Annotated in this window: 22 protein-coding genes; 16 read left to right on the plus strand and 6 right to left on the minus strand. The window is 66.5% G+C overall.

What is annotated here, in order from left to right:
* Position 1: 1 nt before the first annotated feature.
* From P2869_RS26755 to P2869_RS26770, 4 genes are all read left to right on the plus strand, one after another.
* On the plus strand, positions 2 to 1360 hold the full coding sequence (locus P2869_RS26755; protein ID WP_277598473.1) for an aspartate aminotransferase family protein: 1359 nt from the start codon (positions 2 to 4) through the stop codon (positions 1358 to 1360).
* A 25-nt stretch (positions 1361 to 1385) separates the two neighbouring features.
* Entirely contained in the window at positions 1386 to 2033 is a 648-nt protein-coding gene (locus P2869_RS26760; RefSeq protein WP_277598474.1) for a GntR family transcriptional regulator, read from the plus strand.
* Between the two features lie 32 nt (positions 2034 to 2065).
* Positions 2066 to 2671 carry an FUSC family protein gene (locus P2869_RS26765; RefSeq protein ID WP_126878709.1) on the plus strand — a complete coding sequence of 202 codons (606 nt, stop codon included), beginning with the start codon at positions 2066 to 2068 and terminating at the stop codon, positions 2669 to 2671.
* A gap of 178 nt (positions 2672 to 2849) precedes the next feature.
* The gene (locus P2869_RS26770; RefSeq protein WP_277598475.1) at positions 2850 to 3470 is read left to right on the plus strand and encodes a DUF4337 domain-containing protein; all 621 of its coding nucleotides are present in this window, start codon (positions 2850 to 2852) and stop codon (positions 3468 to 3470) included.
* Positions 3471 to 3519: 49 nt separating this feature from the next.
* On the opposite strand, the gene P2869_RS26775 is transcribed toward P2869_RS26770, so the two are convergent.
* Positions 3520 to 4641: a succinylglutamate desuccinylase/aspartoacylase family protein gene (locus P2869_RS26775; RefSeq protein ID WP_277598476.1), complete on the minus strand. Its 1122-nt coding sequence runs from the start codon at positions 4639 to 4641 to the stop codon at positions 3520 to 3522.
* A gap of 170 nt (positions 4642 to 4811) precedes the next feature.
* Between P2869_RS26775 and P2869_RS26780 the strand changes: the two genes are divergently transcribed.
* From P2869_RS26780 to P2869_RS26810, 7 genes are all read left to right on the plus strand, one after another.
* Positions 4812 to 5756, plus strand: coding sequence for a LysR substrate-binding domain-containing protein (locus P2869_RS26780; protein WP_017775302.1), 945 nt, complete (start codon positions 4812 to 4814; stop codon positions 5754 to 5756).
* Between the two features lie 161 nt (positions 5757 to 5917).
* Positions 5918 to 6541, plus strand: a complete 624-nt coding sequence (locus tag P2869_RS26785) for an RNA polymerase sigma factor (RefSeq protein ID WP_277598477.1) — start codon at positions 5918 to 5920, stop codon at positions 6539 to 6541.
* 71 nt (positions 6542 to 6612) lie between these two features.
* Positions 6613 to 6843 (plus strand): RebB family R body protein, encoded by a 231-nt coding sequence (locus P2869_RS26790; protein ID WP_017775300.1) that lies wholly within the window; start codon positions 6613 to 6615, stop codon positions 6841 to 6843.
* Positions 6844 to 7206: 363 nt separating this feature from the next.
* Entirely contained in the window at positions 7207 to 7692 is a 486-nt protein-coding gene (locus tag P2869_RS26795) for a hypothetical protein (RefSeq protein WP_199542271.1), read from the plus strand.
* A 69-nt stretch (positions 7693 to 7761) separates the two neighbouring features.
* A complete protein-coding gene (locus P2869_RS26800) occupies positions 7762 to 8502 on the plus strand; it encodes a hypothetical protein (protein WP_277598478.1) in 741 nt (246 codons plus the stop codon).
* 79 nt (positions 8503 to 8581) lie between these two features.
* Positions 8582 to 8908 (plus strand): RebB family R body protein, encoded by a 327-nt coding sequence (locus tag P2869_RS26805; protein ID WP_017775296.1) that lies wholly within the window; start codon positions 8582 to 8584, stop codon positions 8906 to 8908.
* 74 nt (positions 8909 to 8982) lie between these two features.
* Positions 8983 to 9321: a RebB family R body protein gene (locus P2869_RS26810; RefSeq protein WP_017775295.1), complete on the plus strand. Its 339-nt coding sequence runs from the start codon at positions 8983 to 8985 to the stop codon at positions 9319 to 9321.
* 130 nt (positions 9322 to 9451) lie between these two features.
* On the opposite strand, the gene P2869_RS26815 is transcribed toward P2869_RS26810, so the two are convergent.
* Entirely contained in the window at positions 9452 to 10045 is a 594-nt protein-coding gene (locus P2869_RS26815) for a Crp/Fnr family transcriptional regulator (RefSeq protein ID WP_233425723.1), read from the minus strand.
* A 341-nt stretch (positions 10046 to 10386) separates the two neighbouring features.
* Between P2869_RS26815 and P2869_RS26820 the strand changes: the two genes are divergently transcribed.
* The 4 genes from P2869_RS26820 (at position 10387) to P2869_RS26835 (ending at position 15319) form a co-directional block, all read left to right on the plus strand.
* The gene (locus tag P2869_RS26820; protein ID WP_277598479.1) at positions 10387 to 11430 is read left to right on the plus strand and encodes an ADP-heptose--LPS heptosyltransferase; all 1044 of its coding nucleotides are present in this window, start codon (positions 10387 to 10389) and stop codon (positions 11428 to 11430) included.
* A gap of 144 nt (positions 11431 to 11574) precedes the next feature.
* The gene (gene fusA, locus P2869_RS26825; protein ID WP_277598480.1) at positions 11575 to 13623 is read left to right on the plus strand and encodes an elongation factor G; all 2049 of its coding nucleotides are present in this window, start codon (positions 11575 to 11577) and stop codon (positions 13621 to 13623) included.
* 244 nt (positions 13624 to 13867) lie between these two features.
* Complete coding sequence (locus P2869_RS26830; protein ID WP_152495038.1) at positions 13868 to 14134, plus strand: DUF4148 domain-containing protein; 267 nt, start codon at positions 13868 to 13870, stop codon at positions 14132 to 14134.
* A gap of 315 nt (positions 14135 to 14449) precedes the next feature.
* Positions 14450 to 15319 carry a phage tail tip lysozyme gene (locus tag P2869_RS26835; RefSeq protein WP_277598481.1) on the plus strand — a complete coding sequence of 290 codons (870 nt, stop codon included), beginning with the start codon at positions 14450 to 14452 and terminating at the stop codon, positions 15317 to 15319.
* A 160-nt stretch (positions 15320 to 15479) separates the two neighbouring features.
* Here P2869_RS26835 and P2869_RS26840 read toward each other — a convergent pair whose 3' ends face one another.
* The 3 genes from P2869_RS26840 to P2869_RS26850 form a co-directional block, all read right to left on the minus strand.
* Positions 15480 to 16955: a glycosyltransferase gene (locus P2869_RS26840; RefSeq protein WP_277599859.1), complete on the minus strand. Its 1476-nt coding sequence runs from the start codon at positions 16953 to 16955 to the stop codon at positions 15480 to 15482.
* Between the two features lie 140 nt (positions 16956 to 17095).
* Entirely contained in the window at positions 17096 to 17698 is a 603-nt protein-coding gene (locus P2869_RS26845) for a cytochrome b (protein ID WP_017775288.1), read from the minus strand.
* Between the two features lie 265 nt (positions 17699 to 17963).
* Entirely contained in the window at positions 17964 to 18860 is an 897-nt protein-coding gene (locus P2869_RS26850; protein ID WP_277598482.1) for an EamA family transporter, read from the minus strand.
* 294 nt (positions 18861 to 19154) lie between these two features.
* Here P2869_RS26850 and P2869_RS26855 point away from each other — a divergent pair, with 294 nt between their 5' ends.
* Positions 19155 to 20033 (plus strand): AraC family transcriptional regulator, encoded by an 879-nt coding sequence (locus P2869_RS26855; protein ID WP_051062031.1) that lies wholly within the window; start codon positions 19155 to 19157, stop codon positions 20031 to 20033.
* A gap of 94 nt (positions 20034 to 20127) precedes the next feature.
* Here P2869_RS26855 and bla read toward each other — a convergent pair whose 3' ends face one another.
* Entirely contained in the window at positions 20128 to 21066 is a 939-nt protein-coding gene (gene bla, locus P2869_RS26860; RefSeq protein WP_277598483.1) for a class A beta-lactamase, read from the minus strand.
* Positions 21067 to 21094: the final 28 nt, after the last annotated feature.

A 21094-nucleotide genomic window follows, 5' to 3' on the forward strand; every position in this document is an offset into this window, starting at 1 on the left:
CTTGAAGATTCGTCACGGTGTGAACTGGGAACGCGCGCAAGCGCTGCTCGAGCACGAACGTCATGCCTTTGCCGCCGCGCGGCCGAAGTCGCAGGCGCTCTCCGCGCAAGCCGCGCAGCATTTGCTCTTCGGCGTGCCGCTGCACTGGATGAACGACTGGTCCACGCCCTTCTCGCTCTACGTGGACGAAGCACGCGGCGCCCGCTTCACCGACGTGGACGGCCACCGCTACGTGGACTTTTGCCTCGGCGACACGGGCGCCATGTTCGGCCACGCGCCGCCACCCGTCGCACGCGCGCTCGCGGCCCAGGCCGAACGCGGCTTCACCACGATGCTGCCCAGCGAAGACGCAGTGTGGGTCGGCGCCGAACTCGCGCGCCGTTTCGGCCTGCCCTACTGGCAGTTCGCCATGACAGCGAGCGACGCCAACCGCTTCGTGCTGCGCTGGGCGCGCGCCGCCACGGGGCGCGACAAGATCGTCGTGTTCAACGGCTGCTATCACGGCACGGTGGACGACGTGTTCGTCGATCTGATCGACGGACGGCCCACCCAGCGCGCGAGCCTGCTGGGCCAGGTGCACGACCTGCTCGAACACACGCGCGTAGTCGAATTCAACGACCTCGCCGCGCTGGCCGATGCGTTGAAGCGCGACGACGTGGCCTGCGTGCTCGCGGAGCCGGCCATGACGAACATCGGCATGGTACTGCCCGAGGCGGGCTACTGGCAGGAAGCCCAGGCGCTCATCCGGCGCCACGGCACACTGCTTGCCATCGACGAAACGCACACCATCAGCAGCGGCCCCGGCGGCTACGCGAAGGCGCACGGCATCGAGCCGAACCTCTTCGTGCTCGGCAAGCCCGTGGGCGGCGGCGTGCCGTGCGCGGTCTACGGCTTCAGCGCAGAACTCGCGGCCCGCGCGCAGCAGGCGAAGCGCGCCGCGCCGCCCGGTCACTCGGGTATCGGCACCACGCTTACTGCGAACATGCTCGCCATGAGCGCGATGCGCGCAACACTCGCCGAGGTCATGACCGAAGCGGCCTATGCCCACATGTTCGCGTTGGCGAGCCGTCTCGAAGACGGACTCAACGAGGCGATTGCGCGCCACACGCTGCCCTGGTGCGTGACGCGCGTGGGCGCGCGCACCGAATTCCAGTTCACGCCCACCCCGCCGCGCAACGGCAGCGAGGCGAGAGCGCAACTGGACGACGAACTCGAGCACATCGTTCATCTGTACCTGCTCAACCGCGGTGTGCTCATCACGCCGTTCCACAACATGATGCTGGTGTGTCCGGAAACAACGGCCGAAGACGTGGATCGCCTCGTCGATACGTTCGCCGCGTGCCTCGCCGCGCTCACGTGACCCACGTAAAGACACATCGAGGTCAATGAAAACCCGCCATCATCATTCGCTCCAGGACGAGACCTACGCCACGCTGCGTCAGTGGCTCACCGTGGGCCGCTTCATGCCGGGCGAGCGGCTCAAGATCCATCATCTCGCGGCGCAGCTCGGCGTGGGCGAGATGCCCGTGCGCGCGGCGCTGCAACGGCTCGCGGCCGAATCGGGCGTGGTCAATGTGCCGAACTGCGGCGTCGTGGTGCCCCAGCTCACGAAGGCGCAATTCGACGACGTGCTCAACGTGCGCCTGATACTCGAAGGTGAGGCCGCGGAGCGCGGCGTGCCGCACCTCTCGGCACGCGACATCGGCCGCCTCGACACACTCGCCGCCGCCATGGCCGACGCGCTCGCGCAAGGCAAGCACAAGCGCTACCTCGACGCCAACGAGAAGTTCCATCTGATCCTCTATCGCGCAGGCGGCTCGCCGCTGCTCGTCGATCTGATCGAAACGGTGTGGCTCCAGGTGGGCCCGATTTCGAACCTGCTGTTCGGCGACGCCGCTTTCGCGCAAACGCTCAACCACGCCCACGAAGAACTCATGCAACAGTTGAAGCAACACGACGCAGCCGGCGTGCGGCGCGCCATCGAACACGACCTCGAACACGCGGCCCAATACCTGCGGACGCTCTGCGTATGAAAACACCTCCTGAAGCACCCCCTCGTTCACCGATGAAAACACGCGAAGAAAACCGCATCGATGCCCTCGACGCCCTGCAACGGTCGATGTTCGATCTCATCAAGGGGCTGCCGTTCAAGGGACGTCTGGCCCAAGGTCTGTTGATGGCGTTGCAGGCCGTGTTGAGCGCGAGCCTCGCCTATGGCATCGGCCTCGCGCTGCATACCGAACAGGCGTTCTGGGCGGCGATCACGGCCATCGCCGTCACGCAGAACAGCTACAGCGACACGATGCATCTCTCGCGCGACCAGTTCATCGGGGCGATAGCGGGCGGGCTGGTCGGATTCGCGGGCGCCATGCTGGGCGGCGGCCCGGGCGCCACGAACGCGTGGCCGCATTTCACGCACGCGTGGCTGCATTTCGCGGTCTATATGGCGAGCGTGGCCATCGTCATTGCGGGCTGCTGGTGCTTCAACATGGGAAGCGCCGCGCGCCTCGGCGCGATTACGACCACCATCGTCCTGCTCGTGCCCGCGAGCGGTCCGGCATGGAACATCGCGCTCGTGCGCTTCGCGGAAGTCACACTCGGCACGGTGTGCGCACTCGCCGTGTGCTGGGTCACGGAGCGCATCGAGCAGCGCCGCACGACCGCCTCGTAACGCCTACGGCCGACTGTCGTGATCACAGCCCTGTGACCACTACCCGGCGGTCACCTCCGGCAGCCACGACGAGCCGCTGTGACAAGACGCGCCCGCCATGGTTTTCGCGCCTGACCGCGCGGGCCTGCTTTGCTTTACCCTAACGCCTTTCTTACGTCTCCTCGGAACGCCTCGAGCCATGCCTGAAGAATATGAAGTTCACGGACCCCATGATCACGCCGTGGAGCACGCGGTACATGGACACAGCGGACACAGCGGACACAGCGCCCACGGCGGCGAACCGTCCGCAGACCCGCTGCCGGGCCGCATCGCCGTGATGACCGCGGTGCTCGCCACGGTGGGCGCGATCCTCTCCTACCAGAGCGGCACGACCGAGAACCTCGCGCTCTACTACAAGAACGAGGCCGCCATCCGCAAGACGGAAGCGGCCAATCAGTGGGCCTACTACCAGGCAAAGGGCGAAAAGCAGAATCTCGCGGAACTGGGCGCGGCGCTCGCACCCGCCGATTCGCCCGCGCGTGCGAAGTTCGAAGCCGACGTGAAAAAGTATCGCGACCAGAAGGAGCCCATCCGCACGCAGGCGGAAGCGCTCGAAAAGGAAGTGGAACGAAACGACGCCGCAGCCGAAACGCAACTGCACCGGCACCACCGCTGGGCGCAGGCCACCACGCTGATCCAGATCTCGATTGCACTCGCGGCCATCACGCTGCTCACGCGGCGCAACTGGCTGCAAGGCGTGACCATCGCCGCGGCGGTGGCAGGTATCGCGACAGGCGTCGCGGCCGCGCTCGCGCTCTGATGAACGCCGTGGGCAACACGTGCCCACGTTCAGTGCGCGATGAATGCGCTCACGCGCTCAGCAGCACTCCGCTGCGAATGGGCCGCACGCCGCTTACGCGACCCAGCGGCGCACCGGCCGTCACGAAACGCACGGCGCGCCGCATGTAAAGGATGCCGTCGGTGCGGCTCGTGAGCGTGACCGTTTCGTCGGTGATCGGATCGACGATGTCGAAAAGCGCATCGCCGGCGCGCACCGCAGCGCCCGGCTCCACGCGATGCACCAGAATGCCGCTCACCGGCGCGTAAAAAGGCTCGCTGCCCGCAAGCGGCGTAGCGTCGGCGAGCAGCGCAGGCAAGGGCTTCGGCTCGCCGCGAATCGCGCCGCGCAGCATGAGGAAATCGACAATGGCGTCGGCGTCCTGTTGCGCCGTCTCCCACGTCACGTCGCGTTGACCGCGACACTCCACCGTCGTCGCCACCGTGCCCGCCCGCACGGGCCGCCCTGCCGGCGCACGCTGCTGCAAACCCCACCAGAAGAGGCTGTGCGCTTCGTCGAACGCGAGGCCGCCCGAATCTGTGGCGAGCAGCGACGCCCGCGCGCCCAGGTAGCGCGCAAGCGGTTCGAACGCCTCCCATCCCGCGTCGCTCGTGTACAGGTGCATGGTGGCTTCGAGCGAGCAATGCAGGTCGATCACGACGTCCGCGTCGAACGAAAGCCTCAGCAATTCCAGCTGCAGCGATTCGAACTCCGTCTGCGGCGTCTGCGCGGCAAGCGCCGCTCGCACGGCTTCGCGCACGATCTGGACGTTGCGCCCGGCATCGCTCGTCAAGGCCTCTTCGACGCCTGCCGTAAGCGCGGCGAGATCGAGGAAATGCCGGTTGAAGTTCTTGCCGCTCAGCAATTCGAAGCGACCGACGAACTGCCCCAGCACGTTCTGCGCAAGACCCACGGGATTCGCCACTGGCACGAGCACGATCTCCGCGGCCAGCACGCCTTGCGCCTCGAGCGCGGCAAGGCGGCGTCTCAGCATCACACCTGTCAGCATGGCCGGCGTTTCGTCGGCGTGCAGGGAACACTGGATGTAGATCTTGGCGCCGTCCCCCCGGGACGAAGAACCGAAATGGAAACTGACAAGCTCGCGCCGCGTGCCGATGGCAGGCGAGAGCAAGGGCGTGATGCGTGTGTGCATGATGGACGTGACGATCGTGACGAGCCGGGCAAACGGCGGGAGGGTTCGCGTGCGACCTTCGGTGGGGCATGCCGTGGCCGCCGCGACGGAACGCCATGGTACGTTCGGCCGCCTGCCTGCACGAGTGCTGATCCCGCTATCATGATCGTCTTTTCCGATCGTCCATCGCCATGGCTCTCACGCTCACGCAATTGCGCATCTTCACCGCTGTCGTGGAGCACGGCAGTCTGCGCGCCGCGGCGCGCGCGCTCGGCACCGCGCAGAGCGGCGTCACGCAACAGCTGCAAAACCTGGAGAGCACGCTGGGCGCCACGCTCTTCACGCGCACGAACCGCGGCATCGCGCTCACGGCGTTCGGCCAGCGGCTGCTCGCGCGCGCCGGCGCGATTCTGGGCGAGTGCGAGCGCACCGAACAGGAAATGGCGCAATTGCGCGGTGCATTCGAAGGCACCGTCTCGCTCGGCATGACCACGGAACCGCTCGTCGATACGCTCGCTCCCGTACTTAGCGAGTTTCGCGCACGCTACGAGCGCGTGGCGGTGCATCTCATGAGCGGCACGTCGCGCATGATGGTCTCGTGGATTCGCGACGGCACGCTCGACTTCGCCGTGGCGCCCGTGTCGAAACATACGGACGTCACCGGGCTGACAGTCACGAAGCTCTATGCGTCGGACCCGGTCGTGGTATGTCGGCGCGGGCACCCGCTCGCCGCCGCCACGTCGCTGCGCCAGCTCGCGGGCTGCCAATGGATCGCGACACGTGCGCCGCATCAGCCCGGCATCGCGGCGGGCACGGCACCCGCCAGCCGCCTCGTCGATCTGTTCGCCGAACATCGTCTGCAGCCGCCCAAGATTTTCGTGACCACCGAGGCGCTGTTCGACGCGCTGCACCTGATCATCGAAACCGATTGCCTCTCGCTCGAGCCTTCGGTAGTGACGCGGCACCGGTCGTTCTCGCGCATGCTCACCACCGTTCCCATTCGCGAGCGCGTCAAGCGCACGGACATAGGCCTGCTGCAACGTGCGGACGCGCCGCTCACGCCCGCCGCCCAGGAACTGGCGGCCATGGTCGCCTCTTATGCGCGGGCCATGCAGGCTCGCAAAAGCCGCACGTAGCATCCGATTCAACCAGCGCGCATGAGCGCTGCCCGCATTCAGATGCAGTGGGCATGAAGTTGAGTCGAATCGAACGCGAGGGGCGTTTGTTGTCACCCAGGTAACAGCTACGCACTCTGCGCATCGCCAATCTCACGTGCACCCCATCACGCGAGATAGCGATGAGACCCGAGACCAACGTGTTACCCACGGGCACGTTTCGCCCGCGCGCCGATGCGTCATGCACGGCGAATGCCGCATTCGAACGCGCGTGGCGTTCCGTTCGCGGCCACCTCGAACAACGCGCGCGCAACCTTGCCAAGGGCGATCGCGTCGCCGCCGACGATCTTGTCGCAAACACGGCGCTCAAGGCCCTCGTCTACATGCGGCGCATGCCCGATCGCATCCGCAACCCCGAAGGGTTTCTCTTCACCGTGCTCAATCACGTGTTCCTCGACAGCGTGCGCCACGCGAGCCGCGAAGGCCGCGTGCTGTACTACTGCGACGAGTCCGATGCCGACTACCTGGGCGCAGCCGCGGCCACCACCATTTCACCCGCGCACATCGTGGAGCTTGGCGAAGGACTGGCGCTGATCGCCGAGGCCATCGAACGGCTCACGCCCGCGCAACGCCAGCTCTTCTCGCTCAAGTTCGAACACGAGCTTTCCTACGCCGCGATTGCCGAGGAGCTGCACATCAACGAAGCGCTCGCGCGCAAACGTGTCGAGCTATTGCGCCGCAAGCTGCGCGCCGCCGTGGAAAAGCGTCACACGCAGCCACGCCCGCATTCACGAATGCGCGGCTGAGACGTTCTTACTGCCGTTACCCGAGCCGCGCCTCGCGATCCAACGGACCCACGACCTCAAGGAGAAACTCCATGGCGGATTCCACCGCAGTCAATGCCCAGATCACCGACGCCGTCACGCAAACCAACGTCAAGGTCGTTGCCGAGGCGCCGGCGCAGGCCATTGCATCGCTCTACCAGGTTGCGAGCCACTCCGCGGGTTTGTCGCTGCAGAACGCGGTGCAGAGCCAGCAGTCGCTGAACCAGATATCGACCGCCGTGGTGTCGAAAGCCGTGGCGCTGATCATGGCCATCGGCGAATAGCGCAGCCGATGCGCATAACGCGAGCGGTCGAGGTCAACACTGGAGCACTCCGTCATGGCTATCTGGGATCTGTTTACGAAGGGCGCGCGGCCGGCGGCTGCGACGCAGGGCGCAAGCGCGGCGCCGGGGGCCGATGCGGGCAAAGGCGCTGCTACGGGTACAGGCACGACACAGGACGCGCCGCCTGCCCAGCAGGCACAAGACGCTGCGCCGGCTTCGGGCAGCACGGCTGAGCCTGCACCTGCACCTGTGCCTGCACCCACGCCAACACCGACACCAACACCAACACCAACACCAACACCAACACCAACGCCAACGCCAACGCCAACGCCGACACCAACACCGACACCAACACCGATACCCATGCCCCAACAACCCACTCCGCTGTCGCGCATGAACACGCTGCTCGCCGCGCAGATGCAAGCCGCTACGCCGCCCACGGATGCGCTCAACAGCCAGATCGTGCAGGCGGTCCAGCTCACGAACGCGGAGACCGCGAGCTACGCGGCGTCGCAGATCGCGACTGCGCCGGACATGATGATCAGCCAGGCATCGGGGCTCGTTGCACAGTCGGCGGCGAACTACTTCGACGGCGTGAGCAAGCTCGCGCTCGCAAGCCAGGCCGTGCTGCTCAAGAAGATGACCGAAGACATCGCCAAAGAGAACCTGACCGGCGCCGCCGAAGACGCACTGGGTGCACTGGCCACCGATCTGCTGATGGGCGCCGCGGCTGCTGTCGCCGCAGCGGCCGGCGCGATCGAGGCCGATGCCGCGAGCTTCGCCATCGACAAGATCGATCAGAGCATCGCGAAGTACAGCCAGACACTCGCGAACCGCAAGGCAAGCTGAATCGCACCACGCCCGCTCACACCGATTCAGGCCGATTCAGCCTATTCACGAAGAACTCAAGGACACCCCATGAGCGATATCGAATCGCAGGTCTCCTCCTCGTTGCGCCGTCTCGCGGAGACCTGGCTCAAACGCAGCCTGACGCCGGCCGAGGCGCGCGAACTGGAGAACTTCCAGCAGTCGTGGGCAAGCGGCGACGCTCCTGCCGCGATGCCTGCCACCACTCAGGTGCGAGGCAACATGACGTCGAGCGACCCTGCCGACCACGCGCGCGCGCAGGCCGCACAGGCACTGGCTGAAGGACGTCAGCGCTCGGAGAACGTCATCCGCGACATCCTGCAGAAACTGCAGAGCACAGCGGCGCAGGCGTTGCAGGCGCACGAGCACGAAGAGGCCGCCATCCTCAAGATCGTCGAGAGCGCACGCTCGCTGAACGACCTGCGGCCTTCCGCGCTGAGCCTTCCAGGCAGCGGCGTGCCGCCCGCCGCGCAACTCGTGCTGCCGCAGATCGCAGACCGTCTCGCGAATCTCGTGAAGAGCGAGGTGGAACGCTGCTTCCAGCAGAACTTCGGCCCCTTGCAGCGCGAGCTTGCGAATGCGCTCACGCAGTTGCACGACGCGAACAAAACGCCCGCGGACACGCAGACGGACAGCGCGCAGCAAGCCTCGACGCAACAGGCCTCACCGCAGCAAGGCCAGGCGACACAACAAACCTCAACGCCGCAAAACACCGCCACGAGCAACACGGCAGGCAACGCCGCGCCAAACCCCAACACCGCCGCGCAGCCCGCCCCGCCGCCCGCGGCCTGAGAGCTTCACAGAGTCCCATGGTGGACGTTCATGCAACCAGCGCGGCACGTGCCGTGCACCAACCTCAAGGAGTCTCAACATGGCCTTTCCCACTTCCGTGAACGACCAGGTCACCGATGCCGTCACGCAGTCCAACGTCAAGGTGGTCGGCGAAGCGCCCGCCATGGCGATGGGTTCCATCTATCAAACGATGGCCCACTCCACCGGCATCCTGTTCGAGAACGCCGTGTCCGCGCAGCAGCAACAGAACACGCTCACGCAGGCCGCCACCAACCAGGGCGTGATGCAGATCTACAGCCTCGACACGACCGCGGCCGCGGGCGCCACCGAAAAGGTCGCGCAGACGGGCGTCTCGGACAACCTCACGAGCCTGCTCACGGTGCTCAACGCGTTCCGTCAGCGCTAAGGCGCGCCGCCGTCACGCGTGATACGCAGGGCATCATCCTCAACGCATGAAACGCATGATTCAGGAGCACAGCAATGGCCTTTCCCACTTCCGTCAATAACCAGATCACCGACGCCGTCACGCAGTCGAACGTGAAAGTCGTCGCCGAGGCTCCGGCCATGGCGATGGGTTCGATCTACCAGACGATGGCCCACTCCACCGGCATCCTGTTCGAGAACTCGGTGTCGTCGCAGCAGCAGCAGAACACGCTGTCGCAGGCCGCCGCCAACCAGGGCGTGATGCAGGTCTACACGCTCGACACGACGGCTGCTGCGGGCGCCACCGAAAAGGTCGCGCAGACGGGCGTCGCCGACAACCTCACGAGCCTCCTCACGATCCTCAACGCGCTGAACCCTCCGGGCAGCGCGATCTGAGCGGTCGGCCCTTGCGAGTGGCGTTCACCGGCGACACTCGTCACAGTCGTGACAGTCGTGAAACTCGCAGGCAGCACGCCGAAGCGGCACACCGCTTCGGCGCTTTCGTTTCAAGGGCGCGCGTTGTGCATCAGCCGCCGGCCACGTTGGCCATGTAGCGCAACTGATCGACATCGACGATAAGCAGCTTGTCCTGCGTCCACGTGACAAGGCCGTTGCGGCGCCACGTCTGCAATTGCGCATTGAGCTTGGGGCGGCTCGCGTTCACCATCGCGGCAAGGCTGCTCTGGCTGGGCGGCAGCGGCACGACGATGCCGCCGTATTCGGCGCGCCCGCACCGGTCCACCACGGAAACCAGATAGCGCGCAAGCCGCGACTCGAGCCGATACAGGCAGACGGATTCCACGAACGCCGCCGCTTCGCGCAGCTTCAGGCGCAGCAGCATGAGCAGACGCTGCAGAAACACGGGCTCTTTCGTGAGTTCGGGAAAGTGGCGTCGGCCGAGAATGAAAATGCGCGTGTGCCCGCACGCGAACGCCGCGGATTCGCGCACGCCGGATTCGACGAGCGCGGTCTCGCCCACCACATCGCCCGGCTCGGTGCTGTTGATGATGAGCTCGCGTCCGTCGGGCCCGTACATGACCGAATACACGCGGCCCGATACGACGAACGCGACGAAGTCGTCCGGGTCGTGCTTGAGAAACAGCGCTTCCCCGTCGTTCAAGCGGCGCTCCACCACGTGGGTCGCGGCATGCCGCACCAATGCCTGAGGCATGTCGCGAAACAGCACCGACTGCTGAAGAATCGCGCCGCGGTCTTCGCATGCCTGCGCCCCGGCCTCCCATGATGAACCCCGTCCCCTTGTTCCCACTTTGGCCCCCGGCACAGTTTTCTATGGAACACGTTTGAACGTTCGATTTGGCGTTCCGTGAAGCATTCATCATAGGAGTCGCGCGGCTCGCACATCGCCCTGCATTGCGCGCTCGACTGCGTGTCTGAACGCAGTCGTGTACGATCCGCATCGATCGACAGATCGACAAACGGGCCCGCCAGAGGACAAGGACAATGACGACGTTGCGCCCCGACGAAGCGCTTACGCATCCCGGCTCACTGCTGAGCGCAGACGCGCAGATCGTCGCGCCGTACGACTTCGAAGTGACCGGCCGCGACATCGAGAGCGCCCGCGCGCTCGGCGTAAAAGACGGCATCGTCAGCGCGCTCGCCGAACCGCTGCGCATCGACTACACCGAAGCGCATGCGGCGCACATCATCAATGGCATGGGCGTGACGCTGGGCGACTCCATCATCGGGCTCACGGCGATTCAGGCTATCGCGCATGCACATCCTCATGTGCGCTTCACCGTGTACCGGCCCGCCGAAGCGCCGCGCTATGTCGAAGCGCTCTACGCACTCGCGCAAGGCGTGATCGCCGATTTTCGCCCCTTGCCCTGGCCGCTCGCCGCGCTGCCCGCAGACGGCCCGCGCATCGACGTGGGCAATCATCTGTTCTGGCCCGCGTTCATGAAGCTGCCGATGATCGACTTCTTTCTCGAAGCGCTCGGCGTGGATGCGGCCACGGTCCCGGCCGCACACAAAGCCAACCGCTGGCTGCAACGGCTGCGTCTGCCCGCATTGCCCGCGGCCTGGCAAACCGCTCCGTACGTGATGTTCTGCCCCACCGCGAGCACGCCGGTGCGCAGCATTCCGGCCTCGGCGCATACACGGCTCGTCGATGCGCTCGCGCGCCGGTTCGATCTGCCTGTGCTCGGCTTCGGCGCGGTGGATCATCCTCGCTACATCGATGTGAGCGCACTGTCGCCGGATACCGCGCACTTTCTCGCCTGGGTGGCCAAGGCGCGCCATCTCGTCACGTCGGACACGGCAGCCGTGCACATCGCCGCCGGCTTCGACGTGCCCACCACCGCGTTCTTCACCACCGTCGCGCCTGAACTGCGCGTGCGCGACTACCCGCACTGCCGCGCCATCGCGCTCGACGTTTCGCCATTGCGCGACATCCAGGCGAGCAGCCGCGAAGCCGACCTCGCGCTCGTCGAAGCGGCCTTGCGCGCATTGCCGATAGACGACTCGCTCTTCGCCGGCAACGCATAGCGGAAGCGGCGCCACGCCGTTATTGCGTTGCAGCGTAAGCGGCCACGCTCACGCGTTCTGCCGGCCACGCTCGAATACCCAACTAGCCGTGCCCGCTTTTTTCGCCAATAATGGCCGCACCTCCATCTCCGGACGAGGGCGGCCATGCACTACAGCCCCGAAGCCATCCGCACCATTGCTCTGGTGGGACACGCAGGATGCGGAAAGACATCGCTGGCGGAAGCACTCCTGTTTCAGGGCGGCGCAGTGCATACGCAAGGCACCGTGGAGCGCGGCACCGCCTTGTGCGACTTCGATCCGCTCGAACGCAAGTACCACCACTCCCTCTCCTCCGCCGTCACCCACTTCCACTACCACGACACCCGCATCTATCTGCTCGACACGCCGGGCTATCCCGATTTCGCCGGCCTTTCGATCAGCGCCTTGCCCGCCGTGGAGACCGCGGCCATCGTCATCAACGCGCGCACCGGCATCGAGATGACCACGCGGCGCATGATGGCGTACGCCGAGCAACGCAAGCTGTGCCGCATGATCGTCGTGAACGGCATCGACGGCGAAAAGGTGGACCTGCCGCGTCTCTTCGCCGAGATTCAGGAAGCGTTCGGCAAGACCTGTCTGCCCATCAATCTGCCGGCGCAGCAGGGGCGCGACGTGGTGGACTGCTTCTTCAATCCGTCGGGCGAAGCGGACTTTCTTTCGGTGGGAGCGGCGCACGACGCGCTCATCGATCAGGTGATCGAACTCGACCCGGAACTGATGGAGCTTTATCTGGAGCAAGGCGAGGCCATTCGCCCCGAGCAGTTGCACGCACCGTTCGAGCGCGCGCTGCGCGAAGGGCATCTCGTGCCCGTGTGCTTCACGTCGGCGGCCACGGGCGCGGGCATCGGCGCGCTGCTCGACATCTTCGTGCGACTCCTGCCGAACCCCACCGAAGGCAATCCGCCGCTCTTCTATCGCGAAACAGAAGGGCATGTCGAAGTCGTGCATGCGCAACCCGTGGCGGACAAGCACGTGCTCGCGCATGTCTTCAAGATCGTGATGGACCCGTACATCGGCAAGATGGCGGTGTTTCGCATCCATCAGGGCACCGTGACGCGCGACAGCCAGCTTTATATCGGTGAGGGACGTCAGCCCTTCAAGGTGGCGCACCTGCTGATGCTGCAGGGCAAGGACCACGCCGACATCCAGCGCGCCGGCCCCGGCGACATCTGCGCCGTGGCGAAGGTGGACGAGATCGGCTTCGACGCCGTGCTGCACGACGCGCCCGAGGACGGCAACATCCACCTCACGCCGCTCGATTTCCCCACGCCCATCTACGGCCTCGCTATCGAGCCCGCGCGGCGCGGCAACGAGCAACGCTTGTGGGAGATCCTGCAAAAGCTGGCCGCCGAAGACCCGTGCCTCGTGATCGATCACCCTGTGGGCACCAACGAGACCGTGGTGCGCGGCCTCGGCGAATTGCATCTGCGCTACATGCTGGAACGCCTCACGGAGCAGTACAAGCTCGAAGTCGTGACGCGCCCGCCCAGGATTGCATGGCGCGAAACGATTGGCGGCAAGGCCGAGGGCCATTGCCGCCACAAGAAACAAACCGGCGGCGCGGGGCAATTCGGCGAAGTCATGTTGCGCGTGGAGCCGCTGCCGCGCGGCGCGGGCTTCGAATTCGTGGACGCCGTGAAGGGCGGCGCCATTCCGGGGCAGTTCATTCCCGCCGTGGAGAAAGGCATTCTTCAGGTGATCGAGAACGGCCCGCTCGCGGGCTTTCCGATGCAGGACGTGCGCGTGACCGTCTACGACGGCAAGAGCCATCCCGTCGATTCGAAGGAAGTAGCATTCGCCACGGCGGGCCGCAAAGCCTTCATCGAGGCCGTGCTGAAGGCGCAGCCCATCGTGCTCGAACCGATCGTGGATATCGAAGTGATGGCGCCCGAAGCCGCAATGGGCGACGTGATAGGTGACCTCTCCGCGCGCCGCGGCCAGGTGCACGGCACGCGCACCCTGGGCGGCAACGCGATCGTGGTGGCGGGCAAGGTGCCGCTCGCGGAACTCAACGACTACCAGTCGCGGCTCAATGCGATGGCGGGCGGCGACGGCAATTACAGCATCCAGTTCAGTCATTACGACCCGGTGCCGCCGGGCCAGCAGGAACGGCTCGCCGCGCAGCACCGCAGCGAGGCGAACAACGGCGAGTGATGAGCGCCGCGACTGATCGCTCGCACACCTCCGACTAAATAAATCTTCCTGAGCGGGAATAACCCGCGTCCACGCACGGTTCACCCTGCACGTGCCGCTTTCGTGCGTGTACCGCGGCCTCCACCGCGGTCATTTCATCCGCACAAAGCCGCACGCGAACCCGTGCATATCGCGTTCCAGCTACGACGGACGCATCGCATCGGGACGACCGACTCCGGTCCCATTTCGGCGAATGGAGCACATCATGAAGCTTTCACTCCTGATTACAGCAGCCGCGCTCGCACTCGGCGCCGCTCAGGCCTACGCACAGACCGACGCCACCAGCACGGCGACGGCGCAAGGCGACAACGCAGCCATGACAAACGACGCCGTGGGCGGCCAGCTGCCCGGCATGAGCGCGAGCGGCGCGCCTCACGCGAAGACACGCGCCGAGGTCTATCAGGACTTCCTGCGCGCGAAGCAGGACGGCACACTCGACCGCATCAACGCGCTGTACGGCGGCGGCGATTGATCTCCGGCGCCGCATCATCCGAAACAACCCCACCTCACCTCCTGGAGCGCCGCCGGCCGCTGACGGCGGCGCGTCCTTCCCTTGTCTTGCCGCTTCAGGTGCCCCTCGCCGGGTCCCTCCCGGCACGCCTGCGTTCGCTTCGCGACACGCCGCTTCGCGCCCTTACCGGCGCTGCCATGACGCATGAATAAAGTGTCCTGAAGCAACCAGGCGGTGCACCCTCGCCTGCGCGCGGCTCTGTCGTTCCCGCCGTACGTGTCGTTCGTGCTTTCGTTTGTCCGGCTTCCCGTTCTTTCTCACGACCCGGTCACTACCATGAGCAACACCATCACCAATCAGTACCTCCGCACGCAGACGCCCGTGGACGACGCGCAGGCCGGCAACACGCCGTCTGCGTCGGACATCGAGTTGCGCATCATGCAGGACATCGAACAGCTGCTCGCCGACCTCAGCGTCGCCACGGCGAACGGCGACTTCGACACCAGCGGCAACACGGGCAGCGGCGGAGGCGGCGGCTTCGGTTCAGGCACCTCGAACTTCCAGGCGCCGGCGTTCAATCTCGGCGCCGCAACCGGCACGACCGGCGGCGCCACGACACCCGCCACGACCGGCACCACGAGCGCCCCCGTCACCGGCAACAGCGGCACGCCGAACGGTCAATCGGGTTCGCCGCAGCAAACGGGCTCGGTCATTGCGCTCAGCACGGCGCCGCAAACCACGGCGCTCACGCCCGAACAGAGCAAGCAGACCGCGGACGCCTACGTCTCGAACCTCCAGCACGATTTCGGTCTGACGCGCGACCAGGCCGCCGGCATCGTGGCGAACCTCTGGCACGAGAGCGGCGGCATGAATTCAGGCATCAATCAGGGCGGCGCGATCGGCGCGCCCAGTTCCAACATGGCCGACGACAACGGCAACGGCTACGGCATTGCCCAGTGGGGCGGCTCGCGCAAGCAGGGGCTCATCGACTACGCGCACGAGCACGGGCTCGACCCGTCGAGCCAGGCGGCCAATTACGGTTATCTGAAGCAGGAACTCGAGACCTCGGAATCGGGCGCCATTTCCGCGGTGAAGAGCACGAACAGCGCCCAGGCGGCCACCGTCGCGTTCTGCGACGTGTTCGAAAAGCCGAGCGACCCGGAGATGGCTTCGCGCCTCGACCACCTTTCGGAGATTCTCGCGTAAGCGGCCCTTTGCGTTTGCGGCGGCCACGTCGTCCGGCGGCTGGGCTCATCAGCTCGTAGAAAGGGGGCGTAGAAGGGGGAGTAAAAGCGGACGTAAAAGCGCTGCGACCGCTGAGCAGCGCAGCGCTTCAGTCCTTCTTCTTCAGCGCTTCTTCAGCCCTTCACCGACGCGCCTCGTCGACGAGTCCCGTTCGTTCCTGCACGCCCCAGCTCTTGCGCGCCGTCAGCAGGTGCAACCAGCCGAGCGCCGCGCCCGTGTGCCGCAGCAACTGGAAGCTGAACGGCTCGGCCAGCGCCGCGAGAACCGCGAGCGCGAAATGCGAGCCGCGGCGCTCGCCGGTCCAGCGTCGGTACAGGTGCACAGACCACAGGTGAAACGCGAGGTCCACCCCGATCTTCGCGACGATCACCGCCGACACCGAAAGCGCAATGCCGATGCGCCCCGTGAACAGGAACACCAGCAACAGTACGAACGCCGTGAGTCCGTAGATGGGCTGCAACGTGTCGATGGCCTTCACCGGCATCATCAGCAGACCTAGCGCGCCGTAGCGCCGATTGCCCGCCATGTCGCGGTTCCAGTACTGCGTCTGCAGGAAGCCTGCGAACCAGCGGCGGCGCTGGCGCAGGAACGCGGCGAGCGTGCCGGGCGCGTCGGTGTGCGCGTGCGCGGTGCCGATCACGCGCACGCGCCATGTCTTGCCGTGCTCCACGGCGTAGCGGCGCAGCCGGTGGATCAGTTCGTAGTCTTCCACGAGGCATTGCGTGTCGAAGCCGCCCACCGTGACGAGCGCCTCGCGACGAAAGCACGCGAACGCGCCCGAAACGAGCAGCAGACTGTCCGCCCGCATCCACGCAAAGCGCGAAATGAAGTTGCGGATGTACTCGTAGGTCTGAAACCACTGGAAAAAGCGGCCCGTCAGCGTACGCGCGCACATCGGCGTGATGATGCCCGTGGCCGCGACCAGTTCGGGTTCGCGCGCGAACGCGTCGCGCATCGCGGCGCACGCCGTGCCGGCAAGACGCGTGTCGGCGTCTACGGTGAGCACCGTGTCCGTCTCCATCAGCGCAATTGCCGCGTTCAGTGCGTGCGCCTTGCCCGCATGCGGCAGACGCAGCCAGCGCAGCGTGGGAAACAGCACGCTCGGCGCGCTGATCTGCCCTTCGAGCGGCGGCACGAGACCGTAGCGTCCCGCGAGCAGCGCGGCGGTGCCGTCCGTGGAGCCGTCGTCGGCAATCACGATCTGCGCGGGCGGCGCGTCCTGTTCGAGCAGCGCCTTGAGCGTGACGGGCAGCACCGACGCCTCGTTCCAGGCCGCCACGATCACACCGAGCGTGGGCTGCGCGCCTTGCGCTGCGGCGTCCGGTGCGTGCGAGGGCTGCGGCTTCATCAGCGGCAGCGTCTTGAAGGCGACGAACGCGAGCAGCAGCGTGTCGTACACGACATAGGCAATGCCCACGGACCACGCCACCACGTTGTGCAGGAAGAACGCGCGGGCGAACAGCACGATCCATACAGCAAGCACGCCGCCGTGGATCAGCACGCTCACGAGCGGCGTGCCGCGCGGCGTGATGCGCGACGAGGCCTGGGCGAAGGCGTCGCCGAGCGTATGGGTCGCGGCAGCCGCCGATCGAGTCATGGAAGACGCGCAGCGCGGCGGGCGAGCGTGCGCGTCCGCCGCCTGGCTCACCGGATTGCCCTGGTCGTTGCGCCTGGGATTGCACTTGACGTCGCGCTCGCCATTGCGCCTTTCGAGCGCCGCAAAATCGGGCACGGAACTCATGGCCACATCCGCCGCAAAACGGAATGTCGATCGATCAGCTCGTGCTTGAGCGCGCCGCCCACGTGCAACGCCAGCACCAGATAGAGCGCGTAGCCGAACCACGTATGCACAGCGCCAAGCACGTCGTGCATGTGCTCCTTGAACTGCGGCTCGAGATGCATGATGAAGCCCACGCGTGGCCACGGCACGAGATGGAAGAGCGTCATCGGGTGCGTGCCCGCGTCCTTCCAGGCCGAGTCGTGGAACCAGCCCGAAAGCGGCAGGCCCAGCATGATCGCGTAGAGCAGCCCATGCGCCACGTGCGCCGCGAAGCGCTCGGCCCGGGGAAACGCGAGCGGCAGCGGCGGCGGCCGGTGCGATGCGCGCCACAGAATGCGCATGAGCACGAGGCCCAGCACCGTGATGCCGATGGACTTGTGCGTGTCGATGACGGGGCGCACCCAGTCGTCGGGCAAGGCATCCACCGTCCAGGCCAGCACCACGTTGCAGAGGATGCCGGCGGCGATGGCCCAATGAAGCAGGATGGCGACGCGGCTGTAGCGCGCGGCCGGCCCGGGGCGCGCGCGTTCGGCCTGGGCTCGTAGGGTGTTGGTGTTCATCGTGGCTCTGCTGGAAGCTCGAAGGGTGCGTACCAGGGTGCATAACGGCCGCGCGAATGAAAGCCCGCCGCCGGACACCGCGCAAGAGACGCGCGGCACTGCCAGCGATAACGCCTGGCCCACGTACTTTATTCCCTCGCGCTTCAGTCCAGCAGTTGCTTCCGGCCCTCAAAAGACGCCAACACGCTCAACACGAGCCCCTCGCAGGCTATGCCGAATGCCACGCGCTCCGGCGCCAACCTGTCGCGCTCACCCCACTCTCAGCCTACGAACTCGCGCGCCGCACGAAGACGCGGCGCGTGACGTCGAACGCCACGAGGTTGCCTGCCACCACGAGCAGCAGGCCCACCACAGCGAGAGGCGACCACTGGTAGCCCTCGAACACCGTGGACACCGCAAGCGCGACCAGCGGGAACAGCACCGTGCAGTAGGCCGCGCGTTCCGGTCCAATGCGTCCCACGAGCGTCAGATACGCGGTGAAACCGATCACCGACCCCGGCACGGCGAGATAGGCGAGCGCGCCCAGATAGCGCGGCGTGAGCTCCACCGTGAACGGCAGGCCGGCGAGCGCGCTGCCCAGCGTGAGCACCGCCGCGCCGATCAGCATGGCCCAACCGTTGGTGACGAGCGGATTGAGACCGATCGATTGCATCCGGCTGGAGAGCAGGTTGCCCGCCGAAAAGCACATCGTGCCGAGGAACGCGATGGCAAGGCCTGACCACGTGCCGTGATCGCCGACGTGCCCCGCCATTTGTTGCAGGAAGAGGCACGCAATGCCGGCGAGGCCGAGCGCCGCACCGGCAATGGCCGACGGCTGGAGCGGCCGGCCCATGAACAGCCGGCCGTTGATCGAATTGAGCAGCGGCGCGGTGGAGAACACCACGGCCACGAGCCCGCTCGGCACCGCCTGCTCGGCGTAGTAGAAGCACAGGAAGTTGATGCAGAAGAGCGCAAGGCCCTGGGCGACGAGAAAGCGCCACGCGCCGCGCGGCGGCTTCATGGGCCGCCTGAGCAGGCGCAGCAGCAGGAACATCGCGGCGGCCGCGAGCCAGAAACGCCACGCAATGGAAACCGGCGGCGGCACGGCGCCGAGCTGCCATTTGATGGCAATCCACGTGGTGCCCCAGATCAGCACGGTGACGGCGTAAAGAAAGAGATTCATGGCGCAATGAACGGTGGTGGGTAGCGAGCCTGGGCATCGGTTGTCGTGTTCGCCCCGCCGCGCGGCTCGACGCACGTCGGGCCGCGGGCGAAATCTGCCCAGGAACGCCCACTATGCCGCCCTGCGCGGGCAGTCCGTTGTCCAGAATTGCGGTCTTTTCTGGGCTGGCCGGTAGCTCGCCGGCAAGGGGCCCACGCCGGGCCTTATACTGGCGCGACCATGCGCGATCCCACCCTTGCCCCCGCGAACGACAGCACGCCCGACATCCTCGCCCGCCTGCGCGAGGCCGGCGAGATGCCGTTCGGCCTGCATTCGGTGTGCCGCACATTGAGTGAAACGGACGCGAAGCTCGAACGCTTCGCGTGGCTCGGCGACCAGCTCGCCATCGCCGAATGGTCGCGCTTCACCGACGAAGTCGAAACCGCCTACGACCACCCGGGCCACCACACGCTGTCGTGCTACCTGGACGGCGGCTATCGCACCGAGCGCCGCAAGCTGCCGGGCCGCTATGGCGCGCCGAGCCGCCTGTGCGCGCTGCCGGGCGATCACGAGTCGTCGTGGTGGGTGCGCGGCGAAATGCACTTCCTGCACCTCTACTTCCTGCCCGAGCATTTCACGCGCCGCGCGGTGCAGGAACTGGACCGCGAACCGCGCGAACTCACGCTCGCCGACCGCACCTATTTCGAGGACGAACGCATCGCGGCGCTGTGCCGGATGCTGATCGACGAACACTGGGACGACGCCGACGGCAGGCTGCGCGTCAACGAAACCGCGCACGAAGTGCTGAGCCTGCTGCTGCGCGGGCAGAGCGCCACGCGCGCCGGCCTCGCGCTGAAAGGCGGCCTCGCGCCGGCTGTGCGCCGGCGCCTGTGCGACTACATCGACGCGCATCTCACGCAGCCCGTCACGCTGGGCGACCTGGCGCGCGAGGCCGCGCTCTCCGAATACCATTTCGCGCGGATGTTCCGCATCTCGTTCGGCGCAGCGCCGCATGCGTGGATTGCGGGCCGGCGCATCGAGCGGGCGCGCGCACTGTTGCGCAACACGGCGCTGCCGCTAGCCGAGGTGGCCGCGCAATGCGGCTATGCGAACGCGACGCACTTCAGCCATCGCTTTCGCGAAGCGCTCGGCGTAGCGCCGAATGCGTTCCGGCGCGTCATGCAGGCGGCTTGAAGAGCGTCTGCTGCGGGCTGCCTGCGGCCTGTCGCCTGAAGCGGTCGCCCGAAACAAAAGCTGACATCGAAACCGAAGCGCGCCCGCAACCGCCCTATCCCAACGCCCCTGCCACGATGCGCGCCGCTGCCGCGATCACGTCGTCGCGCGCCTTCGCCTTCGGCTCGCGCTGGGTGAAGTAGACGGCGAGCATGACCGGCGCACGCCCGGGCGGCCAGAGAATGGCCAGATCGTTGGCGGTGCCGTAATCGCCAGTGCCCGTCTTGTCGCCCACTTGCCAATCTGCCGGAACACCCGCACGAATGCGATGCGCGCCCGTCGTGTTGCCGCGCAGCCACGTCACGAGCTGATCGCGCTGTGCGGACGGCAGCGCCTGCCCCACCGTAAGCGTCTGCAGCGTTCGCGCCATCGCGGCCGGCGTGGACGTGTCGCGCAGGTCGCCGGGGATAGCCGTGTTGAGTTCGGTCTCCCAGCGATCGAGCCGGAAGGCGGCGTTGCCCGTGGCGTGCGCGTAGGCCGTCACGGCCTGCGGACCGCCCAGCACCTTCATGAGCTGGTTCGCCGCCGTGTTGTCGCTGTACTGAATGGCGGCCTGACATAGTTCCGCTACTGTCATGCCGTCTTCCACATGCTTCGAAGAAACCGGCGAGTAGTGCGCGAGATCGTGCTTCGTGTAGCGGATGCGCCGTTGCATCAGGCCCGGCACGTCGAGGCTTCGCGCGAGAATCGCCGCGGCCAGAACCACCTTGAAGGTGCTGCAAAAGGGAAAGCGTTCGTCGGCGCGATAGCGGACTTCGCGCGGCTTGCAGCCTGCCTCGCTGCCCGCCTCGCCGCCCGCGCAGGTCGGGATGGCGCATACGCCCAGACGCCCGCCCGACGTGCGTTCCAGCGCAGCGAGCGCGTCTCGCACGGAAGCGTCCTGCGAAGGCGTTGACGGAGTCTGCGCTCGCGCTTCCAGGGTGAACGCAAACGGCAGCATGCCGGCGGCAAGCAACAGGGTACGGCGCGAAGGGCGATGCGGGCGATGGGTCATGATGGGTCGTCTCTTGTCGTGATGGTCG

The organism is Paraburkholderia sp. SUR17, from assembly GCF_029536165.1.
Lineage (GTDB): Bacteria > Pseudomonadota > Gammaproteobacteria > Burkholderiales > Burkholderiaceae > Paraburkholderia > Paraburkholderia kururiensis.